We start from the raw sequence: 24,419 nt of genomic DNA, 5'->3' as shown, positions 1-24,419 counted from the left end.
CCATGGCACGCGGCCACGTTATCTTCATTGGCGCCGGTCCCGGTTCGGCAGACCTGATCACGCTGCGTGGCGCTCGTGCGCTGGGCCGAGCCGGCATCGTGCTGCATGACGCGTTGACGGACCCCGCGCTGCGCGAGTTTGCACCCCACGCCGACTGGATCGATGTGGGCAAGCGCGGTTTTTCCACTTCCACAGCGCAGACGCGTATCAATGCCCTGCTGGTCCAGCAAGCTCTGACGGGTACGGTGGTTGCGCGCCTGAAAGGCGGTGACCCCAGTGTCTTCGGCCGCCTCGAAGAAGAGCTGCAGGCATTGGCCGAAGCAGACATCTCCAGCGAGGTGGTGCCGGGCGTGACTGCTGCGCTGGCAGCCGCAGCGTCCTCAGGGCGCCCGCTGACACGGCGCGGCAATGGCCGCAGCGTGTCGCTCACCACTGCAATGACGCAGGAGCGTGAGCTTCACGCCGGCCGCCGCGCCGACACCGAAGTCTTCTACATGGCGGGCCGCCAGCTGGCGATGCTGTCACGCCGGCTGGTCGAATCCGGTTGGCCGGCCGAGACGCCAGTCTGCGTGGTCTCGCGCGCGGGTTGGCCCGACCAGTTGATCAGCCACCACGAGGTGGGCAGCCTGCCCACCGCCTGCGTGCTGCACGCCGGCCGGCCGGCGGTGGTCACCGTGGGCGTCGGCGCCGGCGAGGTGACGCCAACCTTTCACGCGGGCGAGGATCCGCTGGCCTCGGCCACGTCCTCGCGCGAGGGTCATCCCGCCGCCTGAAGGCTCCCAGACCCTAAAATCTCATACTTTGCTGCGCGGCGTCATGCGCAGTGCCAGGCTTCGAAGCCTTCCGCCGCACGGAGCTTCACGCCAAGCCCTACTTCTCACTTCTCACCGCACCATGACCCACGTCGTCACCGAAGCCTGCATCCGCTGCAAGTACACCGATTGCGTCGACGTCTGCCCTGTCGACTGCTTCCGCGAAGGCCCGAACTTCCTGGCCATCGATCCCGACGAGTGCATCGACTGCGCGGTATGCATCCCCGAGTGTCCGGTCAACGCAATCCTGCCGGAAGAAGACGTGCCGGCCGATCAGCAAAAGTTCATCGCTATCAACGCCGAGCTGGCCAAGGGCTGGCCGAGCATCACCAAGCGCAAGCCGGCCCTGCCCGATGCCGACGAGTGGAAAGACCGCACCGGCAAGCTGGACCAGCTGATCCGCTGAACTCCTGATCCACGTCAAGCCCGCCCGGCCCTCAGTCGCGGCGGGCTTTTTGGTTCCGGCGTCACGTCGCTTCGCGACATGAGCCTGCACCGCAAACCGGGTCTTGCCGGTTTGTCATTCGCGCGATAATCCGCAGCGCTGCCAGGCGCTGAGCATGGCGGCCATTCGCTAGGGGTGTTGGCAGGCCTTTCGGGGCTGACGCCGACTGAGAAAAACCCTTTGAACCTGATTGAGGTAATCCTCGCGCAGGGAAGCAGCTCAGACGGCGCCTCGCCTTCGCGTGGTGGCCCCTCCCGAACTTGCCGACCTGCCATCGACTGTCGAGTCCCTGATGGCACTGCCGTACCGCACCCGTTTCACCTTGCATGCGCTGGCCCTGGCCGCGCTCCACGCCACCAGCACCGGCCAGACGGCCGAGCAGGTCACCATCACCGGCCGCCTCGAGCCACTGCCCGCCAGCGTGGCCGGCTTCGGCGACACGCCGCTGGTGAAGTCGCCCTTTCAGGCGCTGAGTTTGAGCCGCAGCCTGCTCGAGGACCATGGCGCTGACGCCTTGTCTGCACTGACCCGGCTCGATGCCAGCATCACCGACGCCTACAACGCCCCCGGCTACTGGAGCGCGTTGACAGTACGAGGCTTCGTGCTCGACAACCGCTACAACTACCTGCGCGACGGCCTGCCGATCAATGCCGAGACGGCGATCGCGCTCGAAAACAAGGAGCGCATCGAAGTGCTCAAGGGCACCAGCGGCGCGCAGGCCGGCACCAGCGCACCGGGTGGCTTGGCCAACCTCGTGGTCAAGCGGCCGCGGGGCAGCGATCAATCGGTCGTCTTTCTTGGCTGGTCCGGCCGCGGCAACTTCAAGGCCGCCACCGACCTGGAGCGCCGCCTCGGCGATGGCGACGCACTGGGCCTGCGGCTGAACGCCGCCGTCGAGTCGCTTGACCCGCAGGTGCGTGACTCGAAGGGCCGGCGGCACCTGCTGGCATTGGCGGGCAGCGCACAGCCAACAAGCGATCGCCGCTTCGACGCCGAGATCGAAATCAGCCACCAATCGCAGCCCAGCATGGCGGGCTTCAGCCTGCTGGGCAACCGTGTGCCCTCGGCACGCGACATCGACCCGCGGCTGAACCTCAACAACCAGGCCTGGTCGCAACCGGTCGTCTTCAATGGCACCACCGCGAGCCTGCGCTGGACCGAAACGCTTGGCGCCGACTGGCAACTGCAGGCCCACGTGATGAGCCAACGCCTGCGCACGGACGACCGCATCGCGTTCCCCTATGGCTGCAGCGCCGAAGAGCAATGGGATCGCTATTGCAGCGACGGCAGCTTCGATCTGTACGACTACCGCAGCGAAAACGAACGCCGCGACACGCTGGCCGGCGCGTTGACGCTCAAGGGCCGCGCCCAGTGGTGGGGTCTGTCACACGAGTTGTCGACCGGGCTGTCGTGGAGCGACTTCCGCCTGCACCCGAACGAGCAGATCTACCAATGGGCCGGCATCGGCCAGATCGACGGCAGCGTGCAGGTTGGCGAGCCGGCACCCGATCCCTACATCGCCGCCGGCCGTCATGAGCGCAGTACCGAGCTGCACCTGCGTGACCACCTCGCGATCACCCAGGATACCGGCCTGTGGCTGGGCCTTCGCCACAGCGCGCTGGACCGGTCGAGCGAAGCCACCGACACGGACTACCGCCAGTCATTCACCACACCGTGGATCGCCCTGAGCCATCAATGGACCGACGCGCTCCTCGTCTACGGCAGCTGGGGCCAGGGGGTTGAAAGCGACGTGGCGCCGAACCTGCCCCACTTCACCAACGCCGGTCAGCCATTGCCGGCCTTGAAGAGCGAGCAGGTCGAGCTGGGTCTGAAATTCTCGCAGGCGCACTGGAATGCCAGTCTTACCGCCTTCGACATCCGCCGGCCGCAGTCGCTGGATCTGTGCGACGACACCGCCGCCACCTGCACGCGGCTCATCGACGGCAACGCCCGCCACCGCGGTGTCGAAGCCAGCGGTGAACTTCACTCGGGTCAGCTGACTCTGCAGGCCAGCGGGATGTGGCTGCGAGCGCGCCGCGAAGGCGCCAGCAATGACGCGACCAACGGCCTCATCCCGCCGAACGTGGCCGAGCGCAGCGCACGCCTGATGGCCGGCTGGCAGTTCACCGCCATCACGGGCCTCAGCGCCCATGCCAGCGTGAGCTACGAAGGTCCGCGCTATGTACTGCGCGACGACAACAGCATCAGCATCCCGGGTTGGACCACCGTCGGCCTGGCCACACGCTACGCGACGCGCGCCCTCGGCCACGAGTGGCTGCTGCGCGCTGGTGTCGACAACCTGTTCGACCGCCGCGCCTGGCGCGAAAGCCCCCACCAATTCGGCCACGCGTACCTGTATCCCTTGGAGCCGCGCAGCTTTCGCATCTCTTTTCAGACCAGCTTGTAAAGCACCCCAAAATCTGTCTATAATCTGAGGCTTCACTTCCCCGATAGCTCAGTTGGTAGAGCGCCGGACTGTTAATCCGTAGGTCCCTGGTTCGAGCCCAGGTCGGGGAGCCAGAATGAAAAAGGGGCCCAATCGCAAGGTTGGGCCCCTTTGCCGTTTCCGGCGTGGTGATGCTCACGGCGACCCCAAACCGCATTCGAATCGCCGCGAAAGGTCGACGTGCCGCGGCGCAGCAGGACGCGACGCGGCCAAATTACATCAACATACCTGGTTATGTGAACTCATGATGTCGCTCGATCCTCTCGATCCCCTGCCGTGCATGGCATGCGGCGTTCGAATCGGATGCCTCGAACGGCCCTCGAGGTCAACTGCTGCCGGCGGCGGATCAGTGACGCGGTACGCCATGCAGCGAACGCCCATTGAAGGGGCCATCCAGAACTGCAGCTATCCTTGCCCCGGTCCAATCCGGATGGCTTCCTGCTGGCTTCCATCGAAGCACAGCCACTTTCTCGTGCTCAACAGCACTTCCGTACACACTGCCCTGCCGCGGCTCTCGCTTGGCCAGCACCGGCCGCACACCCTTGCAATGCGGGAGCCGCGATGACAATGGCCTGGTTGCGCGGGACCCTGACCGGCCTGCTCCTGGCGCTGAACACGGTGGTCATCTTCACGTTGATGGTGCCGGCGGCCCTGGTGAAACTGCTGCTGCCGGCTGGCGCCGTGCGCCTGGTTTGCGACAAGGCCTTGAACGGGCTGGCCTCGTGCTGGGTGGCCGTCAACAACGCCTGGCTGGCCGTGGCCTGCCCCCAACCCTGGCAGGTGGAGGGCGTTGACCAACTCAACTCCCGCGGTTGGTACCTGGTGTCCAGCAACCACCAGACCTGGGTCGACATCCTGGTGCTGCAGCGCGTCTTCCATCGCCGCATTCCCTTCCTGAAGTTCTTCCTGAAGCGTGAGCTGATCTGGGTGCCCGTGATCGGCCTGGCTTGGTGGGCGCTGGACTTCCCGTTCATGCACCGCAGCCGCGGCTCCGGCCGCGACGACCTGGCCACCACCCGCCGGGCATGCCAGAAGTTCAAGCGCATTCCGACCGCCGTCATCAACTTTGCCGAAGGCACCCGCTTCACCGCGGCCAAGCACGCCGCACAGCGCAGCCCCTATCGCCACCTGCTGGTGCCCAAAGCCGGCGGCCTGGGCGTGGCGCTGGCGACGATGGGGGAACAATTCGAAGCCCTCCTGGACGTGACCATCATCTACCCGGACGGTGCGCCTCGCTTCTGGGACTTGCTCTGCGGCCGAGCCGGCGCAGTGGAGGTGCACGTCCGCCACAGCCCCGTGCCGGCCGACGTGGTGGGCGGCGATCTGGTGCGTGACAAGGCCTATCGCCAGCGCGTGCGTGCATGGGTCGACGCGCAGTGGGCTGACAAGGACAAGCTCATCGAAGCCCGGCTCAACCAGCGCCATCCCGACCCGACATCCCACGTGCCCGATCCGTTGCAGCCGCCGGGCCACCCCGCCTCGCACTGAGACGGCGTCGTTCAGTCAAACAGGCCACTCCGGCCCGGTCGCCGCCGAGGCTATGTCGCGGCCGGGCGCTGGCGACCTTTCAGGCTACTTGACGACTTCGATGGCCGTCACGGTGATCGCGCCGTTGACCCTGTCTGCTGCGAACCGGACCTTGTCGCCGGGCTTCACGCCGTCCAGCATCTTGGCGTCGGCAACCTTGAAGACCATCGTCATGCCCGGCATCTCGAGATTGGCGATCGGGCCATGCTTGAGGGTGAGCTTGCCCTGCTCTTTGTCGACCTTGCGGACTTCACCGTCTGCCAACGCGCTGGCGGGCGCAGACGCCGCAGCCACCGGATGGTGCCCTGCGTGCTCGGCGGCGTTCGTCTGCGCATAAGCCGGGGCAGACAGCATGAGGATTGCGAAGGAGGCGGCGGGGAGAACGGCGGTGATGTTCATCGGAAAAGCCTTTGACGCTTGGAGATCGGTGTTCATTTGACAACCAGCTTGCCGACCATGCCGGCTTCGAAGTGGCCGGGGATCAGGCAGGCGAACTGGTACTCGCCCGCCTGGGTGAACTGCCAGACGATCTCACCCTTCGCACCAGGCTTCACGTGGGCCATGTTCGCGTCGGCGTGTTCCATGTCCGGGAATTTCTTCATCAGATCCGCGTGCTCCTTGAGCTCCTGCGGGGTACCGAGCACCATCTCATGCAGCTGCCGGCCGCTGTTGCTGACGACGAACTTCACCGTCTCGCCGCGGCGGATGACCACGTCCGACGGCGTGAAGCGAAATGCGTCGTTCATGTCGACCTTGATCGTGCGGCTGACCTGCTTCGGGTCACCTTCGCGACCGAACGCACGCTGCTCGACCTTCGCAGCGTCGTAGCCGGGCTTCTGCTGCGGATGACCGGCATCGCCGTGCGCGAAGGCACCGCTGCCGACCAGGGCGGCCAGGGCGAAGGCGGCGCCGCCCCGTTTGTCGATCTTCATTGATGTGCTCCTTCAATGGCCTTCGTGGCCGGTGGGTTTGCGAACCTTCAAGGTGTTCGCATCGGCTTTCGCGGCCGGCGCGCGAACGGCAGCCGGCATCTCTGCCGTGTACTCGCTGGCCACCGTGCCGGGCGGGTGCTTGTACGGGCCCGGGTCCTTGTAGTCGCCACGGGCCACGTCGTCACGCACCTTCACAACGCTGAACATGCCTCCCATGCCGACAGGGCCGAACGGCCCCTGCCCAGTCATCATCGGCAAGGTGTTGTCCGGGATCGGCATTTCCATCTCCGCCATGTCGTGCATGCCCTTGTCGCCCATGACCATGTAGTCGGGCACGAGCTGGGTGATCTTCTTCGCGACATCGCGGTGGTCGACGCCGATCATCGTCGGCACGTTGTGTCCCATCGCGTTCATCGTGTGGTGCGACTTGTGGCAGTGGATCGCCCAGTCGCCGGCCAGCGCGTTGAACTCGATCGCGCGCATCTGGCCGACGGCGACGTCGGTCGTCACCTCGGGCCAGCGGGCACTCTTGGGTACCCAGCCGCCGTCGGTGCCGGTCACCTCGAAGTGCGGCCCGTGCATGTGGATCGGGTGGCTCGTCATCGTCAGGTTGCCGATGCGGATGCGCACGCGGTCGCCCGTTCGGGCAACGAACGGGTCGATACCTGGAAAGGCGCGGCTGTTCCAGGTCCACAGGTTGAAATCGAGCATCGTGTTGACGCGCGGCGTGGCGCTGCCGGGTTCGACGTCATACGCGTTCAGGATGAAGCCGAAGTCACGGTCGACCTTGCGCTCTCGCGGGTCCTTCGGGTGGACGATGAACATGCCCATCATCCCCATCGCCATCTGCACCATCTCGTCGGCGTGCGGGTGGTACATGAAGGTCCCCGAGCGCTGCAGCACGAACTCGTACATGAAGGTCTTGCCGACCGCGATCGGCGGCTGGGTCAGGCCGGTCACCCCGTCCATCCCCGACGGCAGCAAGATGCCGTGCCAGTGCACGCTGGTGACCTCGGGCAGCTTGTTGGTCACGAAGATGCGCACGTGGTCGCCCTCAACCGCTTCGATGGTCGGGCCCGGGCTGGTGCCGTTGTAGCCCCAGAGGTTCGCCTTCATGCCCGGGGCGATCTCTCGCACCACGGGTTCAGCCACGAGGTGAAACTCCTTCACGCCACCCTTCATGCGCCACGGCAGCGACCAGCCGTTGAGGGTCACCATCGGCAGGTAAGGCCGGCCGTTCGGCGGCGGGGGCGGCAGCTGCGTTGCCGCCGAGGTCTGGAGCACGGCCTCGGGCAAGGCGGCGGCGCCAACCCGGCTGACGGCGGCAGCACCCAACAACGTGGCACCCGCCGCATGGAAAAAACTTCTGCGATTGGTCATGGTGGTTCTTGCCTTCAATGGCCGGCCGGCGATGCGGCAGCCGGCTTGGAGGACGACATGGCTGGCGATGCCCCCGGCGAGCGGCCGGTCAACGCCGTCTGCAGGCGGGTCTCGGCCACCCAGTGGTCGCGCAGGGCCTCGACGGCACCGGTCACGCCGGCGATCTGGTCTCGCGCGTCGGCCAGCAGGTCGAAGACGCTGGTCAACATGCCGTTGTAGCGCAGCAGGTTCTCGTCGGAGATGCGCTTGCGCAGTGGCACGACCTCGTCGCGGTACTGCCGGGCCAGCTCATACGCCGTCCGGTAGGCCGAGTAAGCCTCGCGGACCTCGGAACGCGCATTGACCGCCACGGCCGCCGTGCGGTTCACGGCCTGCATGTAGGTCGCCTCGGCACGCGCCACGCGGGCCGAGCCGAAATCGAACAGCGGCAGCTCGAGCTCGATCTCGTAGCCTCGCTTGGCGGGCTCGCCGGTGCTGGCCTGATTCAGATAGCCGACGTGCAGCACGTTGACGAAGCGCGTCGCCTTCGACAGCCCGAGCGACCTGGCCGTGGCTTCGGTGGCGCGCCTGGCCATCAACACGTCCAGACGCTGGTCCATCGCGGTTTGTTCGGCGTCTTGGGCCTGCGCGGGCGCGGCGGGAAGGTCCGGCAACCGCTCGGGCAGTTTGAAATCGAGTTGGTCGCCGCTGAGGCCCAGCACCCGGACGAACTGCTCGCGGGCGGCCACCGCCTGGTGCTTCACGCGGGCCAGCTGCATCGTGGCGTCCGTTGAGAAGGACTGCTCGCGCATCTGCGCGAGCGGACTGAAGTTGCCGGCCGCCAGCATGCGTTTGGCCAACTCGCTGGAGGCATCGGCCGCTTCTTTGACCTGCTCGTGGTAGCCGACCAGTTGCTCGGCCGCGACGGCCTCGAAGAACGCTGTTCTGGCCTCGGCGGCGACCCCCACCGTATCGTAGGCTGCCTGCAGCTGGGCCTGCTCGAAACGCTGCTGTTCCACCTGTCTGGCCAGCGGCATCGTGATCAGAGCCAGCACGTCGAAGACGACGGCGCGCTCGATCTCGACCACTCCGCCGCCGCTCAAGCGGCCGAAGCTGAACGACGGGTTGGCGAGGCGGCCGGCGCGAACCAGATCCGCCTCGGCGATGCCCAGCTCGGCATACCCGGCCTGCAGGCCACGGTTGTTCAGCAGCGCAATCTCGACGGCGCTGCCGGCCGTCAAGGGTTGCTTCAACAGCTCGGCCACGCGCGCCTTGGCGGCATCGGCCTGCTCACCCGTGCGTTGGTATGCCGGTGTCTGGCCGATGCGGTCCTTCGTCAATCGTTCTACGGGGCCGAAACCGCCGTCTGGCGAGAACGAGGCGCAACCGGCAAGTGACAAGCCGGCCAGCGCCATCGCCGTCAGGCGAACAATGTGCGGCACGCTGGCGGGCGCCTGGCCTTGGAGAAGTCTTTTCATGGTTCGAAGTCATCTGACGCGCCGACCGCGGGGCGGCCAGCCACGGCCCGTGCGGACGCACGGGCGCCATCAGGCCTCACGCAGAGGCCTTGCGGGGTCAGATGCTTCGGGGGGGCCGCTCCTGCCCGTCCGACAAGAAGTTCGGGGCAGGTGCACAGACATCGGGGAACGATACCGCCGCCTGGTCATGCGGCTGCGGCACGCTGGGCATCGCGCTCAGCAACGGGGTGGTCGAGCAGCAGGCCGAGCACAGGTTGCACTTGTCGTGATCCATCGCCCCTTGGCCGTCGTGGCCGCTGCCATGATGCGCCGCTGCCGGATGCTCTTGCGGCCCATGGTCGTGGATCACACTGGCTGCATTGCCACGGTCGCCGGCATGGTGATTGGCCAGCCGCATCTCGCTGTGTGCACCGGCCCCGGCGTGCGGGCACAGCATGGCCGCCGCGATTGCACCCCGAACCGGGAGCAGCGCAGCCAGCAGCAGCAGGAGCCAGAGGCGAAGGACTTTCACAGCGCGCAGCGTAGCAGAAGGAGTCGATACGGACGGAGAACGCAGTCTGAAGCTTGCCCCCATGGCAAGGTCAAGCGGGAAGATCCGAAAAGCCCATGAACCGCCTCGCCCATACAGTGCCTGCCATGAAGATCCGTCATGCCCTCCCCCTGTTCCTGAGCTTGGCTGCCGGTGCCGTCGACGCGGCCGAAACCGATCTGGTGTCGATCAACTGGAGCCCGGAGGGCCGCTTCGTGCATGAAACAACGCTGCTGGCCTCGAGGTTCATCGAGGTCTGCGGCCAACTCGCCGCCGGCTCGCGCATCGATTGGGCCTTCGAGGCGGCCGCCCCGCTGAATTTCAACATCCACTTCCACGAAGGCAAGCAGGTCCGATTTCCGGCCAAGCGCGACCAGGTGACCAAGGCCGACGGCACGCTGCGCGCCGAGGTGGCGCAGGACTATTGCTGGATGTGGACGAACAAGACGGCTGCGGACGCGCAGATGAAGCTGACGCTCAAGCGCCAGTAGCCAGGTCGACACGCTGGTGGTGGAGGGCATTCCCCTGCCGCCCCGGCGACGCGCACGGCCCGCCGCGGTTGACCTGCATCAACATCGCATCGTCTCTCGCTTGACCTTCCCACGGCAGGAAGGTGGACATTGGGCGCATCGACCACCCTGGAGAACCGCGATGCTTGCCTACCGCGTTGACGACATGACCTGCGGCCACTGCGCCAGCACCATCACCAAGGCCGTTCGCGCCGTTGACGCCGATGCCACCGTGCAGGTGGACCTCGGCCAACACCTGGTGCGCATCGAGCCCACCGAAGCGGACGCCGAGACCTTGAGCGACGCCATCAAGGAGGCAGGCTACACGCCCGTGCCGGTGGAAGCACGACCGGACGCAACCGCCGCCACACCCAAATCGGGTGGTTGCTGCGGGTGCTGCCGCTGAGGGAAGTGGCCCCCCGGCAGTTGATGCAAATCAATCCGCGGATGGCGATGCGGATCCATCCTGGCGCCATTGATTTGGAGATTCGCATGAAGCTCATCTATGCCGTCACTGCTGCGTCGCTGATCTTGGGGGGCTGCGCGACCGGCCCCAATCGCGGCAATCACGCGGCACACCATTCCCCGGCTGCGCAAGCCCCCTCGCCCGCCCCTTCCGCATCTGCCCAGTCCTCCCAGATGGATGGACAGATGAGGGCGATGCGTGAGATGCACGAGAAGATGATGAATGCCAAGACGCCTGAAGCGCGGGCCGCCTTGATGAAGGATCACATGAAGGCCATGCAGGACGGCATGGCCATGATGGGCCGGATGAAGGACGGTATGGGCGGTGACATGCGCATGAGCCCTCAGATGATGGGCAAACGCATGGACATGATGGAAATGATGATGCAGATGATGATGGACCGCGACGCGGGCCGCCCTTCGGCCGGCAACTGACCCGCACCACGAAGGCTCCTCATGGTGCAGTGTTCGATGCTAGGCGAAACCAGGCCCTGCGGGCCTTGACGGCGGCCGGTGTGCCGCCGAAGTCGGCATTGCCATGGGGACCGCACGCTGTCGCACGCGACGATGAAGAATAGCCGCCAGGACCTCGTGCTCGGCTTCGCCCACAACGTCGCGGGCATCCCGTTGGTATCCGGTGTGCGCTACCCCGTGTTCGGCTGGCTGCCGTCGCCCGTCACAACGCCCGCCATGCGTCCAGGCAGTGTGCGGCCAGCGCCGTCACCCAGTGGTCGCTCGTCGGGTCGAAAGCCAGGCCGAATTTCGGGCTGACGACGAAACCGGCGCGCTCGAACATGCCGAGATCGTGGGCGCGGACATGGGCACGCAGCGCCCCGAACGGAATCACCTCGGCGCCCAACTGGACCGTCGCAGCCTGCAACGTGACCTCCTCCAGGCGCCCGGACGTCTGGAAACGATAGACGGTCGAGCCATAGTCGAGCTCGACCAGCCCGACGACGTTGAAGCCCTCGTCCGCCGGCCGCCCCCACAAGCGCAGCACCTGCTCGCGGGTCACAGTGAACGGCAGGTCATTCACGCTGACGAAAGGGTCGAGCTTCATCGGTAGAGGCGGCGCAGCCAAGGACTGCCGGATCCTACCGGTTCGCCCCGCGTCCGGGCCCGACGGTTTGCGCTGGCCGCCAGGCGCTGGCCGTGCCACAGCCAGAATCCTCGCCAAAGGCGCAGACGCGGTTGGCCCTCTTCAACGCGCCCTGGAAGCGTCAGGTCACCGCCCTTGCCCCGCCTTCCACTTCACCAGCAAATCGGTCAGCGCCTTCGGCCGGTTCGTCGGCTCGGGGAAGCCGTTCTTCGTCTGGCTGTTCAGGCCGTGACAGGTGGTGCAGGTACGGATCTCGCCCGGGGCGAAGCTGACCCACACGCGCTCGCGCACCACCGGCTCGTTGGCCGGGCTCATCGTCTGCCAGGTCAGTGCGCGGCCGGCCGGCACGAAGGCGGCCATCGACCCATCGGCGCCGAGCTTGACGGTGCCTTGCGGTGCACCGGGGAACGCCGGCAGTTGGTCTTCCAGGTTCGGGTGCTGCTTGCTGTCGTGCATCGGCTTGACGTAGACGCGGCGGCCATTGCCCTTGTTGGCGTAGCCGCGCGTCAGGTCGGCCTGCAGCAGTTGCATGCGATCGATCGAGTAGACCTTACCGCCATCGGGCACGTTCTTCACGCCGCCCGGCACCTTCAGGTTGTACGGCTGCGAGATGTCGGCGCGGTCGCGCATCGTCACGTTGCGCGAAACGATCAGCGCCATCTTGTTTTGCACCAGCCAGTCGCGCAGCTGGCCGACCTCGACCCCCGCGTCGGCGATGGCAGCCCGCTCGATCGGATCGATCTGCATCGTGCGCGGCGTCGGCCGCGGGCGTGGCCGCACCTCGACCATGTCGACCTCGTTGAGCGGGCCGTTGTACTGGTGCGGTTGTGCCTCGTCCTGCCACCAGCGGATGTTCTTGGCCAGGCCGCCGGTGAGCGACGCGCCTGCGACCCAGTCGGGGCCGTTCTGGTTCTTCACCATCGGCTTCAGCTGGAAGACATAACGCGGCTTGTGGTGTAACCCATCGGTGGAGTCGTCGGCGTTGACGCGGTACTCGGGCGTGTGGCTGACGTAGAAGGTGCCATTGGAGGCTTTCACCGGGTTGCGATAGTGCCCGGTGTGCTGGGGCGTCGGCGGGCGGTCACCGTACGGGTCCGAGTCGAGCGAGGCGTTGGTGTAGTCGGTGATCGCCACGTCTTCCGGGTTGGCGCCCGGTGGCATCGTGAACTCCATCAACCGGCCCGCCGCCTGGCGGCTGAATTCCTGCGCGTAGACGCCGTAGTAGCGGCCCGGCTGCGACAGGTCCTCCTTCAGCTGGAACAGGCCGGCGTCGCCGCGCATCGTGGCCCGCATCGCGGCATTGGCGTCGAACGGCGGCAGCTGGTAGCTCAGGTTGGGGTCGTCGAGGAAGACGCCCTCCATGAAGGTACCGCCGAACTCGTGCCGCCCGACATGGTTCAGCGTCTCCTCGCCCGAGCCATCTTCGTTGATCTGCCAGATGAAGAACTGGTTGAAGTCCTGCAGCGCCTCTTTCGGGTTGCGCGTCGGGTCTTGCGCGACGCGCGCCTCGGGATAGACGTCGTACAGAACGCCCTTGTTGTCCGCGATGAGCTTGCCGCTGTCGTCGTACGGCGGATAGACCTTGCGCGTGGCCGTCGGGCTCTCGTCGGCGTAGTCGAAGGGGCCGTACTGTCCGCCGTTGTAGCGGTCGGTGTCGGCCTGCTGGTCGCGCTTCAGGTGGTCCCATTTGGTGAACAGCAGGCGGCCATAGCTGTCGAGGTAGAGGTCGAACACCCCGCTCGGCGCATGTTCGATCATCGTCAATTCGCCACTGACCGGTTCCAGCTTCCAGATGCCGGTGTTGGTGTTGGCGTTTTCGTACTCGTCGAGTTGCGGGTACGTGTGCTTCATGCCGAACAGCGGCTTGTCGCTGGTGAAGAGGATGCGGTCGTCGCTGCCGTAGATCGGCGACATGTTGTTGTACGACGGCTGGCGGGCAATCTTGCGGATCCTGGCCGTCTGGCCCTTCTTCAGCCCGCTGACTTCGTAGATCTGCCAGCGGCGCAGCGGGTTCTCGTAACGTGCGGTCGGCCCGCCGACCAGCATCGAGAACAGGGCCTTGTCGCCGGACCAATGCACCGTGGGTTGGCGCACCGCGATCGCTTTGGCGCCGCCCTGGATGCCGCCGCTGTCGACGCCCCAACCAGCCTCGCGCGTCAGGTTGCGCAACGTGCCGTCCGGGTAGCGGATGTACAGGTCACCACCCGGCACCGCGCTGCGGATGTCGGTGCCGAAATTGGCAAAGGTGTTCAGCTGGTAGGTGAAACTGGCGCTCGGCACCGCGGTGACGAACATCAGCGGGTGCGGCGTCGCCATCTGGCCCGCGGCGCGCGCGGGCGAGGCAGCCGCGGCCGACGCGGCCAGGGTGGGCGCCGTGCCCGCGAGCACGGCGGCGGCCACCAGGGCCGCAAGAAGCGTGAGCCTGAGTGTCATGGTCGAGAAGCGGTCAGCGCCGCCCCAGGTTCGTTGACGATGCGGCAGTGTTCCGCGCCCGGCGGGTGACGGCGGTCACGGAACGGTCAGGAAACGCAAGGTAACCCGTTGTAGTCCGATTCGCGCTCGGTGGCACGCAAGGCGATGCGGGCAACCTCACGCGCCGGCAGCCCACTGCCTTCCGCCCGCAATCGTGTGAACGCGGCGTCGCCCAGACGCTTGTGCGCCATCCGCTGCGCGCGCTCGAATGCGCGGGCCTCGTTCGGATCGCGCCGCACCGGGCGGCCCGTCGCACGGAAGGCATCGGCAGCACCCAGCAACCGGGCCGCATCGCCCGGCCGCGCTTCGACCGCGGCGAGCCACGCGGCGTGGTCACACAGCGATGGCAAGGTGCCTTCGTCGGCCAGCGGCCAGGCCTCGCCGGCGGCGATGCGGGCCTCTGCCGGGTCGCCGGCGACCAGCCAAGCGGCGGCCAGGTTGAGCCACACATAGCCGAGCTGGAAGCGGTGGCGCGTGCCGTTCAGCTGCTCGACCAGCCCGCGACACAGCGCAATCGACGCACGGGCGTTTCCGGCGGCGAGTTCGAGGTCGGCCAGGCCGATGCGCACATCGATGGCACCGACCGAGTCGCCGGCTTCGGCGGCGTAGGCCAGCGCCTGGCGATAGGCCGTGATTGCACCGGGCAAGTCGCCCAGGCGAAGCCGCCGGGCGCCGTCGCAGTAGTGCCCTTGAAAGAGCGAAAAGGCCGGCAGCGATGACCGCGCAATGGACTGCAGTTCTGCGAGCAGCGCCTGCGCCTGCGCGGACTCACCATCCGCCAGCGCGCTCAACGTCGCCCAGAGCGCGCGGTGCAGCCCCACGTGGTCGCCCACCGAGCGGCAAAGCGCCGCCGCCGCCGCGCCGCGACGCCCTGCCTCGGGGCCGCCGCCCCAGAAGCGGCAGGCACCGAGCGCCCAGCGCGCCCGCAGGGTGGGTGGCAGCTGGGGCGTGACATGCTCCTCGGTGCGCAGCCACAACCGCTGTCGCTCCGCCCAACCATCGCGCTGCGCGGCGAAGTTGAAGGCGGCCATCAGCGCAACCGCCGTGGCCGGCTCGTTCGCCAGCGCCCACGCCATCGCCTCACGGGCGTCGCCGAGTTCCGGGCGCAGGGTGGCCAGTGCTTCATCGATCAGGCGTTCGCCGGCGTAGGCCGCACAGGCGATGGTGTCGAAGCGGCCGGCCACGGCGCGAGCGTGCCGCGCACGCCATGCCTCGTCTTCGCCCGCCGCGGCCAACTGCTCCAGCGCAAAGGCGCGCGGCGACTCCAGCCAGCGAAACCGCCGTGGCACGCCCTCGGCCACCACCAGCGCACGATCGACCAGTTCGTTCAAGGCATCCAGCACCCGCCAGGGGCCGAGCGCGTCGTCGCTGGCCAGCTGTTGTGCCATCTCCAGCGTGAACGGGCCGACGAACACCGCCAACCGTCGAAAGACCACCTGCTCGATGGGCGCCAGCAAGCCGTGGCTCCATTGCAGCGCCGCCCGCAGCGTGTGTTGCCTCGGCGGCGCAGTGCGCGCCGCCAGCGTCAGCACCTGCAGCCGGTGGGCCAAGGCATCTGCCAGCGCAGCTGGGCCGAACATCGGCAAACGCGCCGCGGCCATCTCCAATGCGAGCGGCAGCCCGTCGAGACGGCGCGCAATGTCCACGATCGGCCCGACCACCTCGGCATTCCAATCGAACCGCGGGTCGATGGCGGTCGCCCGCCGCACCAGCAGATCCACCGCGCCGTAGGCCGTCGCCTGCGCCTGGTCGACGACATGCCCCACCGGCGGCACGGGCAGCGGGCCGACGGGCAACAGCTGCTCGCCGGCAATGCGCAGCGGCAACTGGCTGGTCACCACCAGACCCACCCGCGGGGCGCCGGCCAGGATCGACTGCGCCAGCCGCGCAACCGCGCCGACGAGGTGTTCGGCGCTGTCCAGCACGATCACCATCGCGAGCGGCTTCAAGGCTGCCACGAGCTCCTCTGCCGTGCCCCGGGAACCGAGGTTCAGCCGCAGCGAACGCGCCAGTTCCGATGACAGCAACGTCGGTTGGCTGATCGCCGAGAGGTCGCACCAGCCGATCCCGTCGGGCGGCGTCGTCGCCTGTTCAAACCAGCTCTGCACCAGGCTTGTCTTGCCCACGCCACCGAGGCCCACCACGGTGACCAGGCGGTGCTCACCAGCCCAATGCGCGAGGCGCTCCAGCTCGGTGTAACGGCCGATCAGGCGGCTGGCCGGCGCGTCGATCACGGGCGCTGGCTCCTGCGTTCTGGCGGGCATGGCGGCCCAGGGCTCGACGTGTGCCACCAGCCGGTAACCGCGTCGCGGCACCGTCTCGATATGGCAGTCCGCCGAGCGGACATCGTCACCCAATGCGTCGCGCACGGTATGGACCGTCGTCTTCAGGATCCCTGCGCTGACATGACGGTGGCCCCAGACCGCATCGAGCAAAGCCTCGCGACTGAGCAACTGGTTGGGGTGCCGCAGCAGGCAGCACAGCAAGGCGAATGGTCTGGGTGCCAGCGCGATGTCGTGACCACCGTGCAGCAGGCGCCCTTGGCGCTCATCCAGCGCAAAGGCGCCGAAGCGCACGGCCAGCGGCTCGGGTTGGTACGGCGGCTCTTGCGTGGGTCTCATGGCGAACAGGGCGGCGACGAGGCCGCCATTGTCACCACAGCCCCAACGCGACGGGCGATGCGCGGACTTTGTTTGCGATCACGCCGCGCGGCAACGCGCGCAGGGCCGACCTACCAGTGCCCGGGCACCGGCACCGCCTCGTCCTCGCCTGGCCATGGCGGCATCGTGATGCCGACCGCCGAGACCGGCAGCGTCGGCGCGGCGCGAAACTGGAAATGCGTGCCCACCGGAATGGTCAGGCACACCCCAGGCTCGAGGCGCACCACCTCCTGGTGCTCGCCTTGCCGGCGCCACATTTCGCCGCAGCCGGCCACGACGAACCAGATCTCTTCAACCGTTCGGTGCGAGACGGCTTGGGAGGTCTGGCCGGGCGCCAGTTCGAAGTGCGCCATGCTGCCCCCGGCCAGGCTCAGCAGCACCCGCACAGCCGAACCGTCCGGCGCCGTCACCGTCGGGGCCGCAGGCAGCGGCATGGTGGCGAAACGGCTCATGCGTGTCGGGCCCGCACGCGGGTTGTCAGCCTCGATGCCCCAGCAGGCGCGCCGGCAGGAAAAGGATGGCGCGAAGCAGCGCGAACACGCCCTCGACGGCGATGCCCAGCAGGCGGAACGGCAATGCGATCAGCCAGACGAAGGGAAACAGCAGCAGGGCCAACAGGGCCACCGGCCAGGCCACCACGAACAGAATGCACCAGCCGACGAACAGGATCAGTGCGCTCACAAGGTCCTCCACAGGCAACAAAGGCGACCTGCCGATGCGCGGCAGCCAGGCACCGGCGATCGGGACTCGCTAACGCCATTCTGCATCCCGCCGACCGGACCGCGGCCGGAACGCGATGGGCCGTCGTTTGGGCGGCATCAGCTGCGCCCTGCGGGGCTTCAGAGGCTGCCCTTGTGCCCTTCCGATGTCTGGCCCGCCCGCCGCGAGCGGGCCAGGCGCCCCAGGTCATCGACAGCGGGCACGCAGGCCAGCCCGACCAGGATCACCGCGATGGGCACCGTGGAGAGATAGCCAGCCGTCTTGAAACCCTGGGCGCCCACAGTTGCCCCCACGAAAAAGGCCGCGGCCAGCATCGTCAGGGTCAACAGCCTGGCTCGGTTTGCCAGCACCTTGCCGATGTCGAGATCGGCCCGTTCGGCCCGATTCCAGTAGACGAGCTTGCCGAGTTCGATGCCGATGTCCGTCAAGGTGCCGGTGATGTGGGTCGTTCGGATCTCCGCCCGCGAGATCTTCGAGATGACGGCGTTCTGCAGGCCCATGATGAAGCACAGCAACATGACGGTCGCCGGCACGAAGAGCCCTTCGAAACCCTGCAGCGTCGTGCCCGCCAGGCCGAAACCCAGCAACAGCACCGACTCCAGCAGCAACGGCAATGCGTACTCGCTGGACAAGCGCCGCCGTCGGGCGAAATTGACCATCATCGCCGACGCCATGGCCCCGAACAGGAACGACAGCAGCCCCCCCACCCCGGCCAGCGCGATGTCGTATTCGCCGAGGACCAGCGCATCGGCCATCGACGACACGATGCCGGTCATGTGCGAGGTGTACTGATGCACGGCGAGAAACCCGCCGGCATTGATGGCACCGGCCACGAACGCCAGGACGACACCCAGACGGCTGTTGGCCTCTTTCGTTCGCTCGCGTCCGGTCAGCCCACGCGCAAAGTTCAACGGCATGCGCTCGTTCCTGCAGTGAATCTGCGAACCATGGGCATCGGCCCCGGCCCCGGCCCCGGCCGGGGCTGCAGCTGCGTGCCAGCCATGCTCAGCGGCTTCTCGTTGCCTTGGTGGCCTTGGCCGCGCCACCCCGGCCGGCGTCGGCCGCGCGAGCGTCCTGCATATCCTGGCCACTGGGCGTGTAGGTCATGCCGTGCTGTGCCAGATAGTCGCGTATCAGCTGCCGCACCACCTGCGACGGCGTGAGGTCGAGTTGCGAACACAGGTGCTCGAAGGCCGCCTTCTTGTTCGGGTCGATGAGCAGCGTCAACCGCGCGGTCTTGAGTTCCATGGGTTTCCCGGTTTGGCGGCGTGAGGGGTTCTCGGCATTCACGAACTGAAGGGCTGCGCCCGAAGACGGGCAGGCGGCTCAGGCGGGACGGCGAGGTTTCAGGGCACGGCGGATCATCTGGAACGCTTCCGCCAACTGGTCGGTGGCGCCCTGGCCGAGCTGCGGCGAGGAGTCTTCGCCCTTGGGCAGGTTCAGCGCGTGCCCTTTGCACGCAAAAACAATGCTGTTGCTCAGTTCGCCATCGTCCACCAGCAGCACGGCCCCATCAAAGCTGCGGCGAATGCGCTCGACGAACGCATCGCGCTGGCGATGGCCGTAGTGCAGGTTCACGACCAGGATGCCGTCGGGCTGGAGCATCTCGTAGCAGTCGTCGTAGAAACGCTGGGAAGCCAGCCGTGGCGGCTGGCCCTCGGTGTCGAACCCATCGACGATGAGCACGTCGGGACGGGTCACCCGGTGTCGCACGAACTGTGCGCCATCGGTCTTGATGACACGAAAACGCTCCCCGTCGGGCGGCACGTGGAACTCGTCGCGCAGCGCGATGACGTGGGGGTTGATCTCGGCCACCTGGATGGACGCTTGCGGCAGGTGGTGGTAGCAGAACTTGGCCAGCGACCCGCCCCCCAATCCGATCATCACGATCTGCCTGGGCTCAGGATTGAACAGCAGAAAGCCCATCATCGTCCGCGTGTATTCCAGGTCCAGCGCGTAGGGGTCGCGCAGTTTCATGCGGCTCTGGATCGCGCTGATGGAGAAATGCAGGGCTTTGGACGTCAGGCTCTCATAGACGAAGGGCCTGGCGTGGTCGGCGGCGTCGAGGGTTTCGGGCATGGGACTGGAAGGGTGAGGTAAGGCAGACTTACCAAAGACGATTCGTATTCGCTTTGGATGATACTCACATGTTAATGTAAGTGACATATCCCACACCCGCCCAAAGGCGCACCGCCGGCTTGGCGGTGCGCAAGATTCACGGCTACGGGGCGGCGGCCTGGTCCCAGACTGCCTCGACCAGCTCGCCGACTTCGAGCGGCCCACCGCTTTGCTGGGCCCTCTTCCACTCCGGTGGCAAAGGCGCCGGGCGCCGGGTTTCTTTGCCACCCCAGATCGCCACCTTCAGCGCAAACACCACCGGGCCCTTGCGGGCCTCAAAGGGCTTGACGGCCCGGGCCGCGGCGATGAGCTGCTTTCTGATTTCCAGGTCCAGCAGGGCATCGAAATCGAGCCAGACCCTGGACTGCTGGCCCGGCCGAACCGCGACGACCAGGTAGCCGCCAACCGCTTGCCTGGCCGGGCTCGCCGCCACCGCTTGGCGCGAAGCGGCTTCGATCGCCTTGATGTAGTCGGCCATCTCGTCGACGCTGACGACGCGCTCTTCCAGCACCGAACTCGACTGCAGCAGCACGACGTTGAAGTTGGTGAAGGGCTCCGCCGCACGCACGCTGAACGCGGCCAGGAGGGAAACAACCAGCAAGACGAGAAAACGCATGGGCGAGGCCGTGGAGAAAGATTCCTGAAAAGCGGGGCGGCTTTCCAAATGCCACCATGCCTTGGGCCTTCGAATCCTAACGAGGCTCGCCCCCGGCCGGGCCAGCCGCGCCGATGACCGCGGGCACATGAATTGCTCATGCACCGGCGACAGACCGCTCGTGCCCGATGGTGGGCCGCCCACATCGCCAGTGAGACACCGCCATGTCCATCGACTTTGTCGACCCCGCCCTCCGGATTGCCGCCAATGACCTTCGCTCCGAACCGCGCAAGCCCTTGTGCGCCGCGGCAGCGGTAGTGCCGGCCAGTGGCGCGGCAATCCAGGCCACGACGGCCAACGTCAGCGTCCACGGCGTGGACCTGATCAGTGAGATCGAGTTGCGCCCCGCCACCCGTTGCGAGGTGGCCTTCTCACTGCCGATCGCCGGTCAGATGCGGCCGGTCCAGCTGCAGGCTTGCGTGGTGCGCAGCACACCCGGTGTCGACAACTTCAGCCTCGGCCTGGTCTTTTTCGGCATGCCCCCACGCACCCAGGAACTGCTGGAGTCGTTCGTCTACAACTGACGGCGCCCCGGCGGGAAGCGCCACGTGCCTCAATGCGCCTGCCGTTGGGCATTCGTGGCCAGGCGCGATGCCGCGGCACCCAGCAACACCCGCGAATACAGCTTGTGAAACCCGAGCAGCGCGCGAAAGACAAGGCCCATCCGCGCCTTGCCCGAGCGCCTGTCCCGGATGGGCACCACGGCTGAACCGAAATACAGCAGCGTGCCGCCGCCCGGACCGCCCGCTGCCGGCACGCTCATCAGCCAGGACCGCGTGCGCTGGTGCATGTCGGACATCAGCAACTGGCCCGAGACGCGGGCTTCGACGTTCCAGGCGGCGAAGCTGCTCAACCTTTCGTGGGCCAGGTCGCGCACCTGCTGGTCGGTTGAAGGTCTTGCCGCGAACCAGGCCAGCAGCCGGCGCTCGAGCTTGAACACAGCGGTCGTGTAGAACGCCTCGACGAACTCGGCCTGCGAGACAGATTGGGCGACATCGACGCGGTAACAGTCGGCGTAGGCGCCCTCATCCAGGTACCTGCGCAGCAGCGCGTTGGCGGGAAGTTCGCAGGCTTGGATGGGGGGCATGCTCGATCCGATGAAGAGCGCGGTGCGCTACTTCTTGCTATAGACGATTTTCTTCTCGCCGCCTTCGCAGCTGCCGACCACCTTCTGTTCGCCGACCTGGTCGGCCGGGACGATCTCGAGCACGTAATCGGTGACGCCCTTGCCTTCTATCTTGGCGGCGATCTCGCTCTTCAACTCTTCGCATGGCTTGCCGGCGAATGCGACAGGGGACATCAATGCAACTGCCAAGAACGACACCAGCTTCATGACCGATCTCCTGGATTGACGGGACCATCGAAAAAAACGCGGTGCGATGGTAGTCGACCCATGCGACCCGGCAAGGCTTTCTTGAGCCGTGTGGGGCCTTGGCGACGTCGCCGGCCCGAATGCGCGGCTCGGCACAAAAAAGTCAGCCCCGGCGCAGGCCGAGGCCGAGAAGCCCGGCGCCTGTCGTTGCGCCGAGCCCTGCTCAGGGAGGAAAAGCAGGGGGCGGTTGAGGCCGCCCAATGGCACTGTAGCCCCCCGCCCTCCGGGCGCTGGGGCGGAGGAACCCTCATGAAGCGAAACTCGTCGCGACAGGGGCGCCGGCGCGCCAGCGCGTCGAGCCAGTCTGCGGCACGCGTGACGCGTCGCCCGGGTGCAGATGGCGCCCCGACCGTGCCAGGCAGTCGTCGTGCGGCACGCGGACGATCTCGGCCGCGCGGGCTCACGTACACGACGGCCCCGGTGTCCTCGCTGCTGCCGATGCCCACGGTCGGCAGATCGGCCAGTCATGCGCCACCATCGCCTCGTACTCGGCTCCGCCCGGAAGCGGCCTGTTCGGCCTCAGAGCTTGGGAATCCGGATCCGGCTGATCATCAGTGAGCCCGACAGCGCGAACATCAACACCAGGGGATGCAAGGTGTAGCCACCGATCTTCGTGAAGCCGAACCACAGCTGGTCGCCGATCGCGCCTTGAGCAGCGGCAGCGGCCAGTATGAGCACCAGCACCAGCGAAGTCGGGATCGGCGTGCCTTCGAAGTACTTGACCTTGCCGGCATCGTCGGAGAGCGACTCGGCGGTCACGTTGTAGCGCGCCAGGCGAGAGACGCCACAGGCGACGAAGAAGCCCAGCACGATGCGGTCGTACAGGCCTTGCATGCCGCAACCGTAGGCGATGACGGCTGGCGCGACACCGAACGAAATCACGTCCGACAGCGAATCCAGCTCGCGGCCCATGGCCGAGCTGCGCTGGCGCCAGCGTGCCACGCGACCATCGAGCACGTCGAACACCAGTGCGGCCGAGATCAGCGCGCAGGCAATGTAGACGTGGAAGACCCCGCGTGTCTGCAGAAACGACATGACGGAGAACAACGCCCCCACGCCACAAACGGCGTTGGCCAGCGTGAACCAGTCGGCGAGGTGGAACTCGCGGATCATCGAGAAGGGCTTGGGTCGGCTCATGCAGCAAGCTTAGTGCAATCCACGTGCCCGGCGCACGGTAGCTCAGCCGGCATCTCTGGTTTGCGAGCCATGCAGTGCCGGCGTGGCTGGCATCACTCCGCTTCGCCGTACATTGCGAGTTCGGCATCTTCTGCCTGCCCACCACCTCGACCGTGCACACAGACCCGCCCTTCAGCCCCGCCGCCGAGCGCAACAAGGCGCCGATCCTCGACGCACTGGCTGCCCTGCTGCCCAGCGAGGCCCGGGTGCTCGAAGTGGCCTCGGGCACCGGCCAGCATGCCGCGCACTTCGCCGCCCACCAGCCGGGCTGGCAATGGCAGCCGACCGATGTCGACACCGCCACGCTGCCCGGCATCGCCGCCCATTGCGCCGGCCTGCTCAACGTCCGCCCGCCGCTGCTGCTGGATGTGCTGGCGCCCTGGCCGGCAGTGCTCGGCATGTTCAATGCCGTCTATTGCGCCAACATGCTGCACATCTCACCATGGGTCACCTGCGCTGCACTGATGGACGGCGCGGCAAACCGCCTCGTCGCCGACGGCCACTTGGTGCTCTATGGCCCCTTCATCGTCGAGGGCGAGCCCACGGCGCCGAGCAACCTTGCGTTCGATGCCGACCTTCGGGCCCGCGACCCCCGCTGGGGAGTACGCCGCTTGGCAGACGTCGTCGACGCCGCGGCGGCGGCCGGCCTGAGCTTCGAACAACGCCTGCCGATGCCGGCCAACAACCTGCTGCTGGCGTTCCGGCGCCTGCCCTGACACCGATGGTCAACCCCCTGCTCGACCTGCACCCCGACGTCGCCGCCGCGCTGGCCGACCAGCGCCCGGTGGTGGCGCTGGAATCGACCATCATTTCGCATGGCATGCCCTGGCCGCAAAACGCCGAAACCGCGCTTGCCGTCGAAGCCGAAGTGCTGGCGCACGGCGCGGTGCCGGCGACGATCGCGGTGATCGACGGCCGCCTGAAGGCCGGCCTGTCTCGCGATGACATCGAACGCCTGGGCCGCACTGGGAACGAGGTTGCCAAGGTCAGCCGGCGCGACATGGCGCTGCTGGTGGCCCGCGGCGGCACCGGCGCCACCACGGTGGCCGCAACGATGATCGTCGCCGCGCTGGCCGGCATCCGGGTCTTTGCCACCGGCGGCATCGGCGGCGTGCACCGTGGTGCCGAGACCAGCTTCGACATCTCGGCCGATCTGCAGGAGCTGTCGCGCACGCCGGTGGCGGTGGTCTGCGCGGGCGCCAAGTCCATCCTCGACCTGCGCCTGACGCTCGAATACCTGGAGACCCACGGTGTGCCGGTGCTCGGCTACCGCACCCACCGCCTGCCGGCGTTCTTCACCGTCGACAGCGGGCTGAACCTCGATGCACGGGTGGACGAGCCTGCCGACATCGCGCGGGTGATGAAGGCGCAATGGGCGCTCGGCTTCCATGGCGGTTTGGTGGTGGCCAACCCGATCCCGGCCGAGCATGCGTTGCCCGCGAAGGCGGTGGACCGTGCTATCGAGCAGGCGTTGGCCGATGCGCAGCTTCAGGGCTTGGGCGGCAAGGCGGTGACGCCGTTCCTGCTGGCTCGGGTGAATGCGCTGACCGGCGGCGTCAGCCTGGCGGGCAACATTCAGCTGGTGCTGAACAACGCCCGGCTGGCGGCTGCGGTGGCCGTGGCCTACGCCGCGCTGTAGAAGCCG

Annotated in this window: 27 protein-coding genes, 1 tRNA gene and 1 riboswitch; of the genes, 11 read left to right on the top strand and 17 right to left on the bottom strand. The window is 67.2% G+C overall.

Annotated elements, in window-relative coordinates:
* Positions 1-2: 2 nt before the first annotated feature.
* From cobA to VFY73_RS03905, 5 genes are all read left to right on the top strand, one after another.
* The gene (gene cobA, locus VFY73_RS03925; RefSeq protein WP_329716606.1) at positions 3-773 is read left to right on the top strand and encodes a uroporphyrinogen-III C-methyltransferase; all 771 of its coding nucleotides are present in this window, start codon (positions 3-5) and stop codon (positions 771-773) included.
* Positions 774-894: 121 nt separating this feature from the next.
* The gene (gene fdxA / locus VFY73_RS03920; RefSeq protein WP_329716605.1) at positions 895-1,218 is read left to right on the top strand and encodes a ferredoxin FdxA; all 324 of its coding nucleotides are present in this window, start codon (positions 895-897) and stop codon (positions 1,216-1,218) included.
* A 160-nt stretch (positions 1,219-1,378) separates the two neighbouring features.
* Positions 1,379-1,487: riboswitch (TPP riboswitch) on the top strand.
* Between the two features lie 62 nt (positions 1,488-1,549).
* Positions 1,550-3,664, top strand: coding sequence for a TonB-dependent siderophore receptor (locus VFY73_RS03915; protein WP_329716604.1), 2,115 nt, complete (start codon positions 1,550-1,552; stop codon positions 3,662-3,664).
* A gap of 37 nt (positions 3,665-3,701) precedes the next feature.
* Positions 3,702-3,777, top strand: a tRNA-Asn gene (locus VFY73_RS03910).
* Positions 3,778-4,270: 493 nt separating this feature from the next.
* Positions 4,271-5,191: an acyltransferase gene (locus tag VFY73_RS03905; protein WP_414654390.1), complete on the top strand. Its 921-nt coding sequence runs from the start codon at positions 4,271-4,273 to the stop codon at positions 5,189-5,191.
* An 84-nt stretch (positions 5,192-5,275) separates the two neighbouring features.
* Here VFY73_RS03905 and VFY73_RS03900 read toward each other — a convergent pair whose 3' ends face one another.
* The 5 genes from VFY73_RS03900 to VFY73_RS03880 all read right to left on the bottom strand — a co-directional run bounded on the left by VFY73_RS03900 (position 5,276) and on the right by VFY73_RS03880 (position 9,510).
* A complete protein-coding gene (locus VFY73_RS03900; protein ID WP_329716602.1) occupies positions 5,276-5,665 on the bottom strand; it encodes a copper-binding protein in 390 nt (129 codons plus the stop codon).
* Positions 5,662-6,162, bottom strand: a complete 501-nt coding sequence (locus tag VFY73_RS03895; RefSeq protein ID WP_329716601.1) for a cupredoxin family protein — start codon at positions 6,160-6,162, stop codon at positions 5,662-5,664. The genes VFY73_RS03900 and VFY73_RS03895 overlap by 4 nt, the downstream gene beginning before the upstream one ends.
* Before the next feature lie 12 nt (positions 6,163-6,174).
* On the bottom strand, positions 6,175-7,542 hold the full coding sequence (locus tag VFY73_RS03890) for a copper oxidase (RefSeq protein WP_329716600.1): 1,368 nt from the start codon (positions 7,540-7,542) through the stop codon (positions 6,175-6,177).
* Between the two features lie 14 nt (positions 7,543-7,556).
* Positions 7,557-8,999, bottom strand: coding sequence for a TolC family protein (locus tag VFY73_RS03885; protein ID WP_329716599.1), 1,443 nt, complete (start codon positions 8,997-8,999; stop codon positions 7,557-7,559).
* 97 nt (positions 9,000-9,096) lie between these two features.
* Positions 9,097-9,510, bottom strand: coding sequence for a DUF2946 family protein (locus tag VFY73_RS03880; protein WP_329716598.1), 414 nt, complete (start codon positions 9,508-9,510; stop codon positions 9,097-9,099).
* 125 nt (positions 9,511-9,635) lie between these two features.
* On the opposite strand from VFY73_RS03880, the gene VFY73_RS03875 reads away from it, so the two are divergent.
* The 3 genes from VFY73_RS03875 (at position 9,636) to VFY73_RS03865 (ending at position 10,937) form a co-directional block, all read left to right on the top strand.
* On the top strand, positions 9,636-10,019 hold the full coding sequence (locus tag VFY73_RS03875; protein WP_329716597.1) for a hypothetical protein: 384 nt from the start codon (positions 9,636-9,638) through the stop codon (positions 10,017-10,019).
* 160 nt (positions 10,020-10,179) lie between these two features.
* Positions 10,180-10,443 (top strand): heavy-metal-associated domain-containing protein, encoded by a 264-nt coding sequence (locus VFY73_RS03870; RefSeq protein WP_329716596.1) that lies wholly within the window; start codon positions 10,180-10,182, stop codon positions 10,441-10,443.
* Complete coding sequence (locus VFY73_RS03865; protein WP_414654389.1) at positions 10,431-10,937, top strand: hypothetical protein; 507 nt, start codon at positions 10,431-10,433, stop codon at positions 10,935-10,937. Before VFY73_RS03870 ends, VFY73_RS03865 begins: the two co-directional genes overlap by 13 nt.
* Before the next feature lie 241 nt (positions 10,938-11,178).
* On the opposite strand, the gene VFY73_RS03860 is transcribed toward VFY73_RS03865, so the two are convergent.
* The 9 genes from VFY73_RS03860 to VFY73_RS03820 form a co-directional block, all read right to left on the bottom strand.
* Complete coding sequence (locus tag VFY73_RS03860; protein ID WP_329716594.1) at positions 11,179-11,562, bottom strand: hypothetical protein; 384 nt, start codon at positions 11,560-11,562, stop codon at positions 11,179-11,181.
* Positions 11,563-11,727: 165 nt separating this feature from the next.
* Positions 11,728-14,034 (bottom strand): hypothetical protein, encoded by a 2,307-nt coding sequence (locus VFY73_RS03855; RefSeq protein WP_329716593.1) that lies wholly within the window; start codon positions 14,032-14,034, stop codon positions 11,728-11,730.
* Positions 14,035-14,120: 86 nt separating this feature from the next.
* Entirely contained in the window at positions 14,121-16,694 is a 2,574-nt protein-coding gene (locus VFY73_RS03850; RefSeq protein WP_329716592.1) for an ATP-binding protein, read from the bottom strand.
* Positions 16,695-16,804: 110 nt separating this feature from the next.
* Positions 16,805-17,185 (bottom strand): cupin domain-containing protein, encoded by a 381-nt coding sequence (locus VFY73_RS03845; protein ID WP_329716591.1) that lies wholly within the window; start codon positions 17,183-17,185, stop codon positions 16,805-16,807.
* Between the two features lie 25 nt (positions 17,186-17,210).
* A complete protein-coding gene (locus VFY73_RS03840; RefSeq protein ID WP_329716590.1) occupies positions 17,211-17,414 on the bottom strand; it encodes a hypothetical protein in 204 nt (67 codons plus the stop codon).
* A 158-nt stretch (positions 17,415-17,572) separates the two neighbouring features.
* Positions 17,573-18,370 (bottom strand): YoaK family protein, encoded by a 798-nt coding sequence (locus VFY73_RS03835; protein ID WP_329716589.1) that lies wholly within the window; start codon positions 18,368-18,370, stop codon positions 17,573-17,575.
* An 88-nt stretch (positions 18,371-18,458) separates the two neighbouring features.
* The gene (locus VFY73_RS03830; RefSeq protein WP_329716588.1) at positions 18,459-18,701 is read right to left on the bottom strand and encodes a CopG family transcriptional regulator; all 243 of its coding nucleotides are present in this window, start codon (positions 18,699-18,701) and stop codon (positions 18,459-18,461) included.
* A gap of 78 nt (positions 18,702-18,779) precedes the next feature.
* On the bottom strand, positions 18,780-19,532 hold the full coding sequence (locus tag VFY73_RS03825) for a fused MFS/spermidine synthase (protein WP_329716587.1): 753 nt from the start codon (positions 19,530-19,532) through the stop codon (positions 18,780-18,782).
* A 142-nt stretch (positions 19,533-19,674) separates the two neighbouring features.
* Complete coding sequence (locus VFY73_RS03820) at positions 19,675-20,235, bottom strand: hypothetical protein (protein WP_329716586.1); 561 nt, start codon at positions 20,233-20,235, stop codon at positions 19,675-19,677.
* 155 nt (positions 20,236-20,390) lie between these two features.
* Between VFY73_RS03820 and VFY73_RS03815 the strand changes: the two genes are divergently transcribed.
* The gene (locus VFY73_RS03815; RefSeq protein WP_329716585.1) at positions 20,391-20,750 is read left to right on the top strand and encodes a PilZ domain-containing protein; all 360 of its coding nucleotides are present in this window, start codon (positions 20,391-20,393) and stop codon (positions 20,748-20,750) included.
* A 29-nt stretch (positions 20,751-20,779) separates the two neighbouring features.
* Here the strand turns inward: VFY73_RS03815 and VFY73_RS03810 are convergent, their stop codons facing one another.
* The 3 genes from VFY73_RS03810 to pssA form a co-directional block, all read right to left on the bottom strand.
* Complete coding sequence (locus VFY73_RS03810; RefSeq protein WP_329716584.1) at positions 20,780-21,313, bottom strand: hypothetical protein; 534 nt, start codon at positions 21,311-21,313, stop codon at positions 20,780-20,782.
* Positions 21,314-21,340: 27 nt separating this feature from the next.
* Complete coding sequence (locus VFY73_RS03805; protein WP_329716583.1) at positions 21,341-21,559, bottom strand: DUF1161 domain-containing protein; 219 nt, start codon at positions 21,557-21,559, stop codon at positions 21,341-21,343.
* Positions 21,560-22,117: 558 nt separating this feature from the next.
* The gene (pssA, locus tag VFY73_RS03800) at positions 22,118-22,735 is read right to left on the bottom strand and encodes a CDP-diacylglycerol--serine O-phosphatidyltransferase (RefSeq protein WP_329716582.1); all 618 of its coding nucleotides are present in this window, start codon (positions 22,733-22,735) and stop codon (positions 22,118-22,120) included.
* 152 nt (positions 22,736-22,887) lie between these two features.
* On the opposite strand from pssA, the gene VFY73_RS03795 reads away from it, so the two are divergent.
* Together VFY73_RS03795 and VFY73_RS03790 are read left to right on the top strand one after the other, a co-directional pair.
* Positions 22,888-23,490, top strand: coding sequence for a DUF938 domain-containing protein (locus VFY73_RS03795; protein ID WP_329716581.1), 603 nt, complete (start codon positions 22,888-22,890; stop codon positions 23,488-23,490).
* A gap of 5 nt (positions 23,491-23,495) precedes the next feature.
* Positions 23,496-24,413 (top strand): pseudouridine-5'-phosphate glycosidase, encoded by a 918-nt coding sequence (locus VFY73_RS03790; protein WP_329716580.1) that lies wholly within the window; start codon positions 23,496-23,498, stop codon positions 24,411-24,413.
* Positions 24,414-24,419: the final 6 nt, after the last annotated feature.

The sequence above is a fragment of the Ideonella sp. genome, assembly GCF_036277275.1.
In the GTDB taxonomy this organism is placed as follows: Bacteria; Pseudomonadota; Gammaproteobacteria; order Burkholderiales; family Burkholderiaceae_C; genus Ideonella.
The sequence above is the reverse complement of the archived record's forward strand: the minus strand, read 5'-3'. Positions and strand labels throughout refer to the sequence as shown.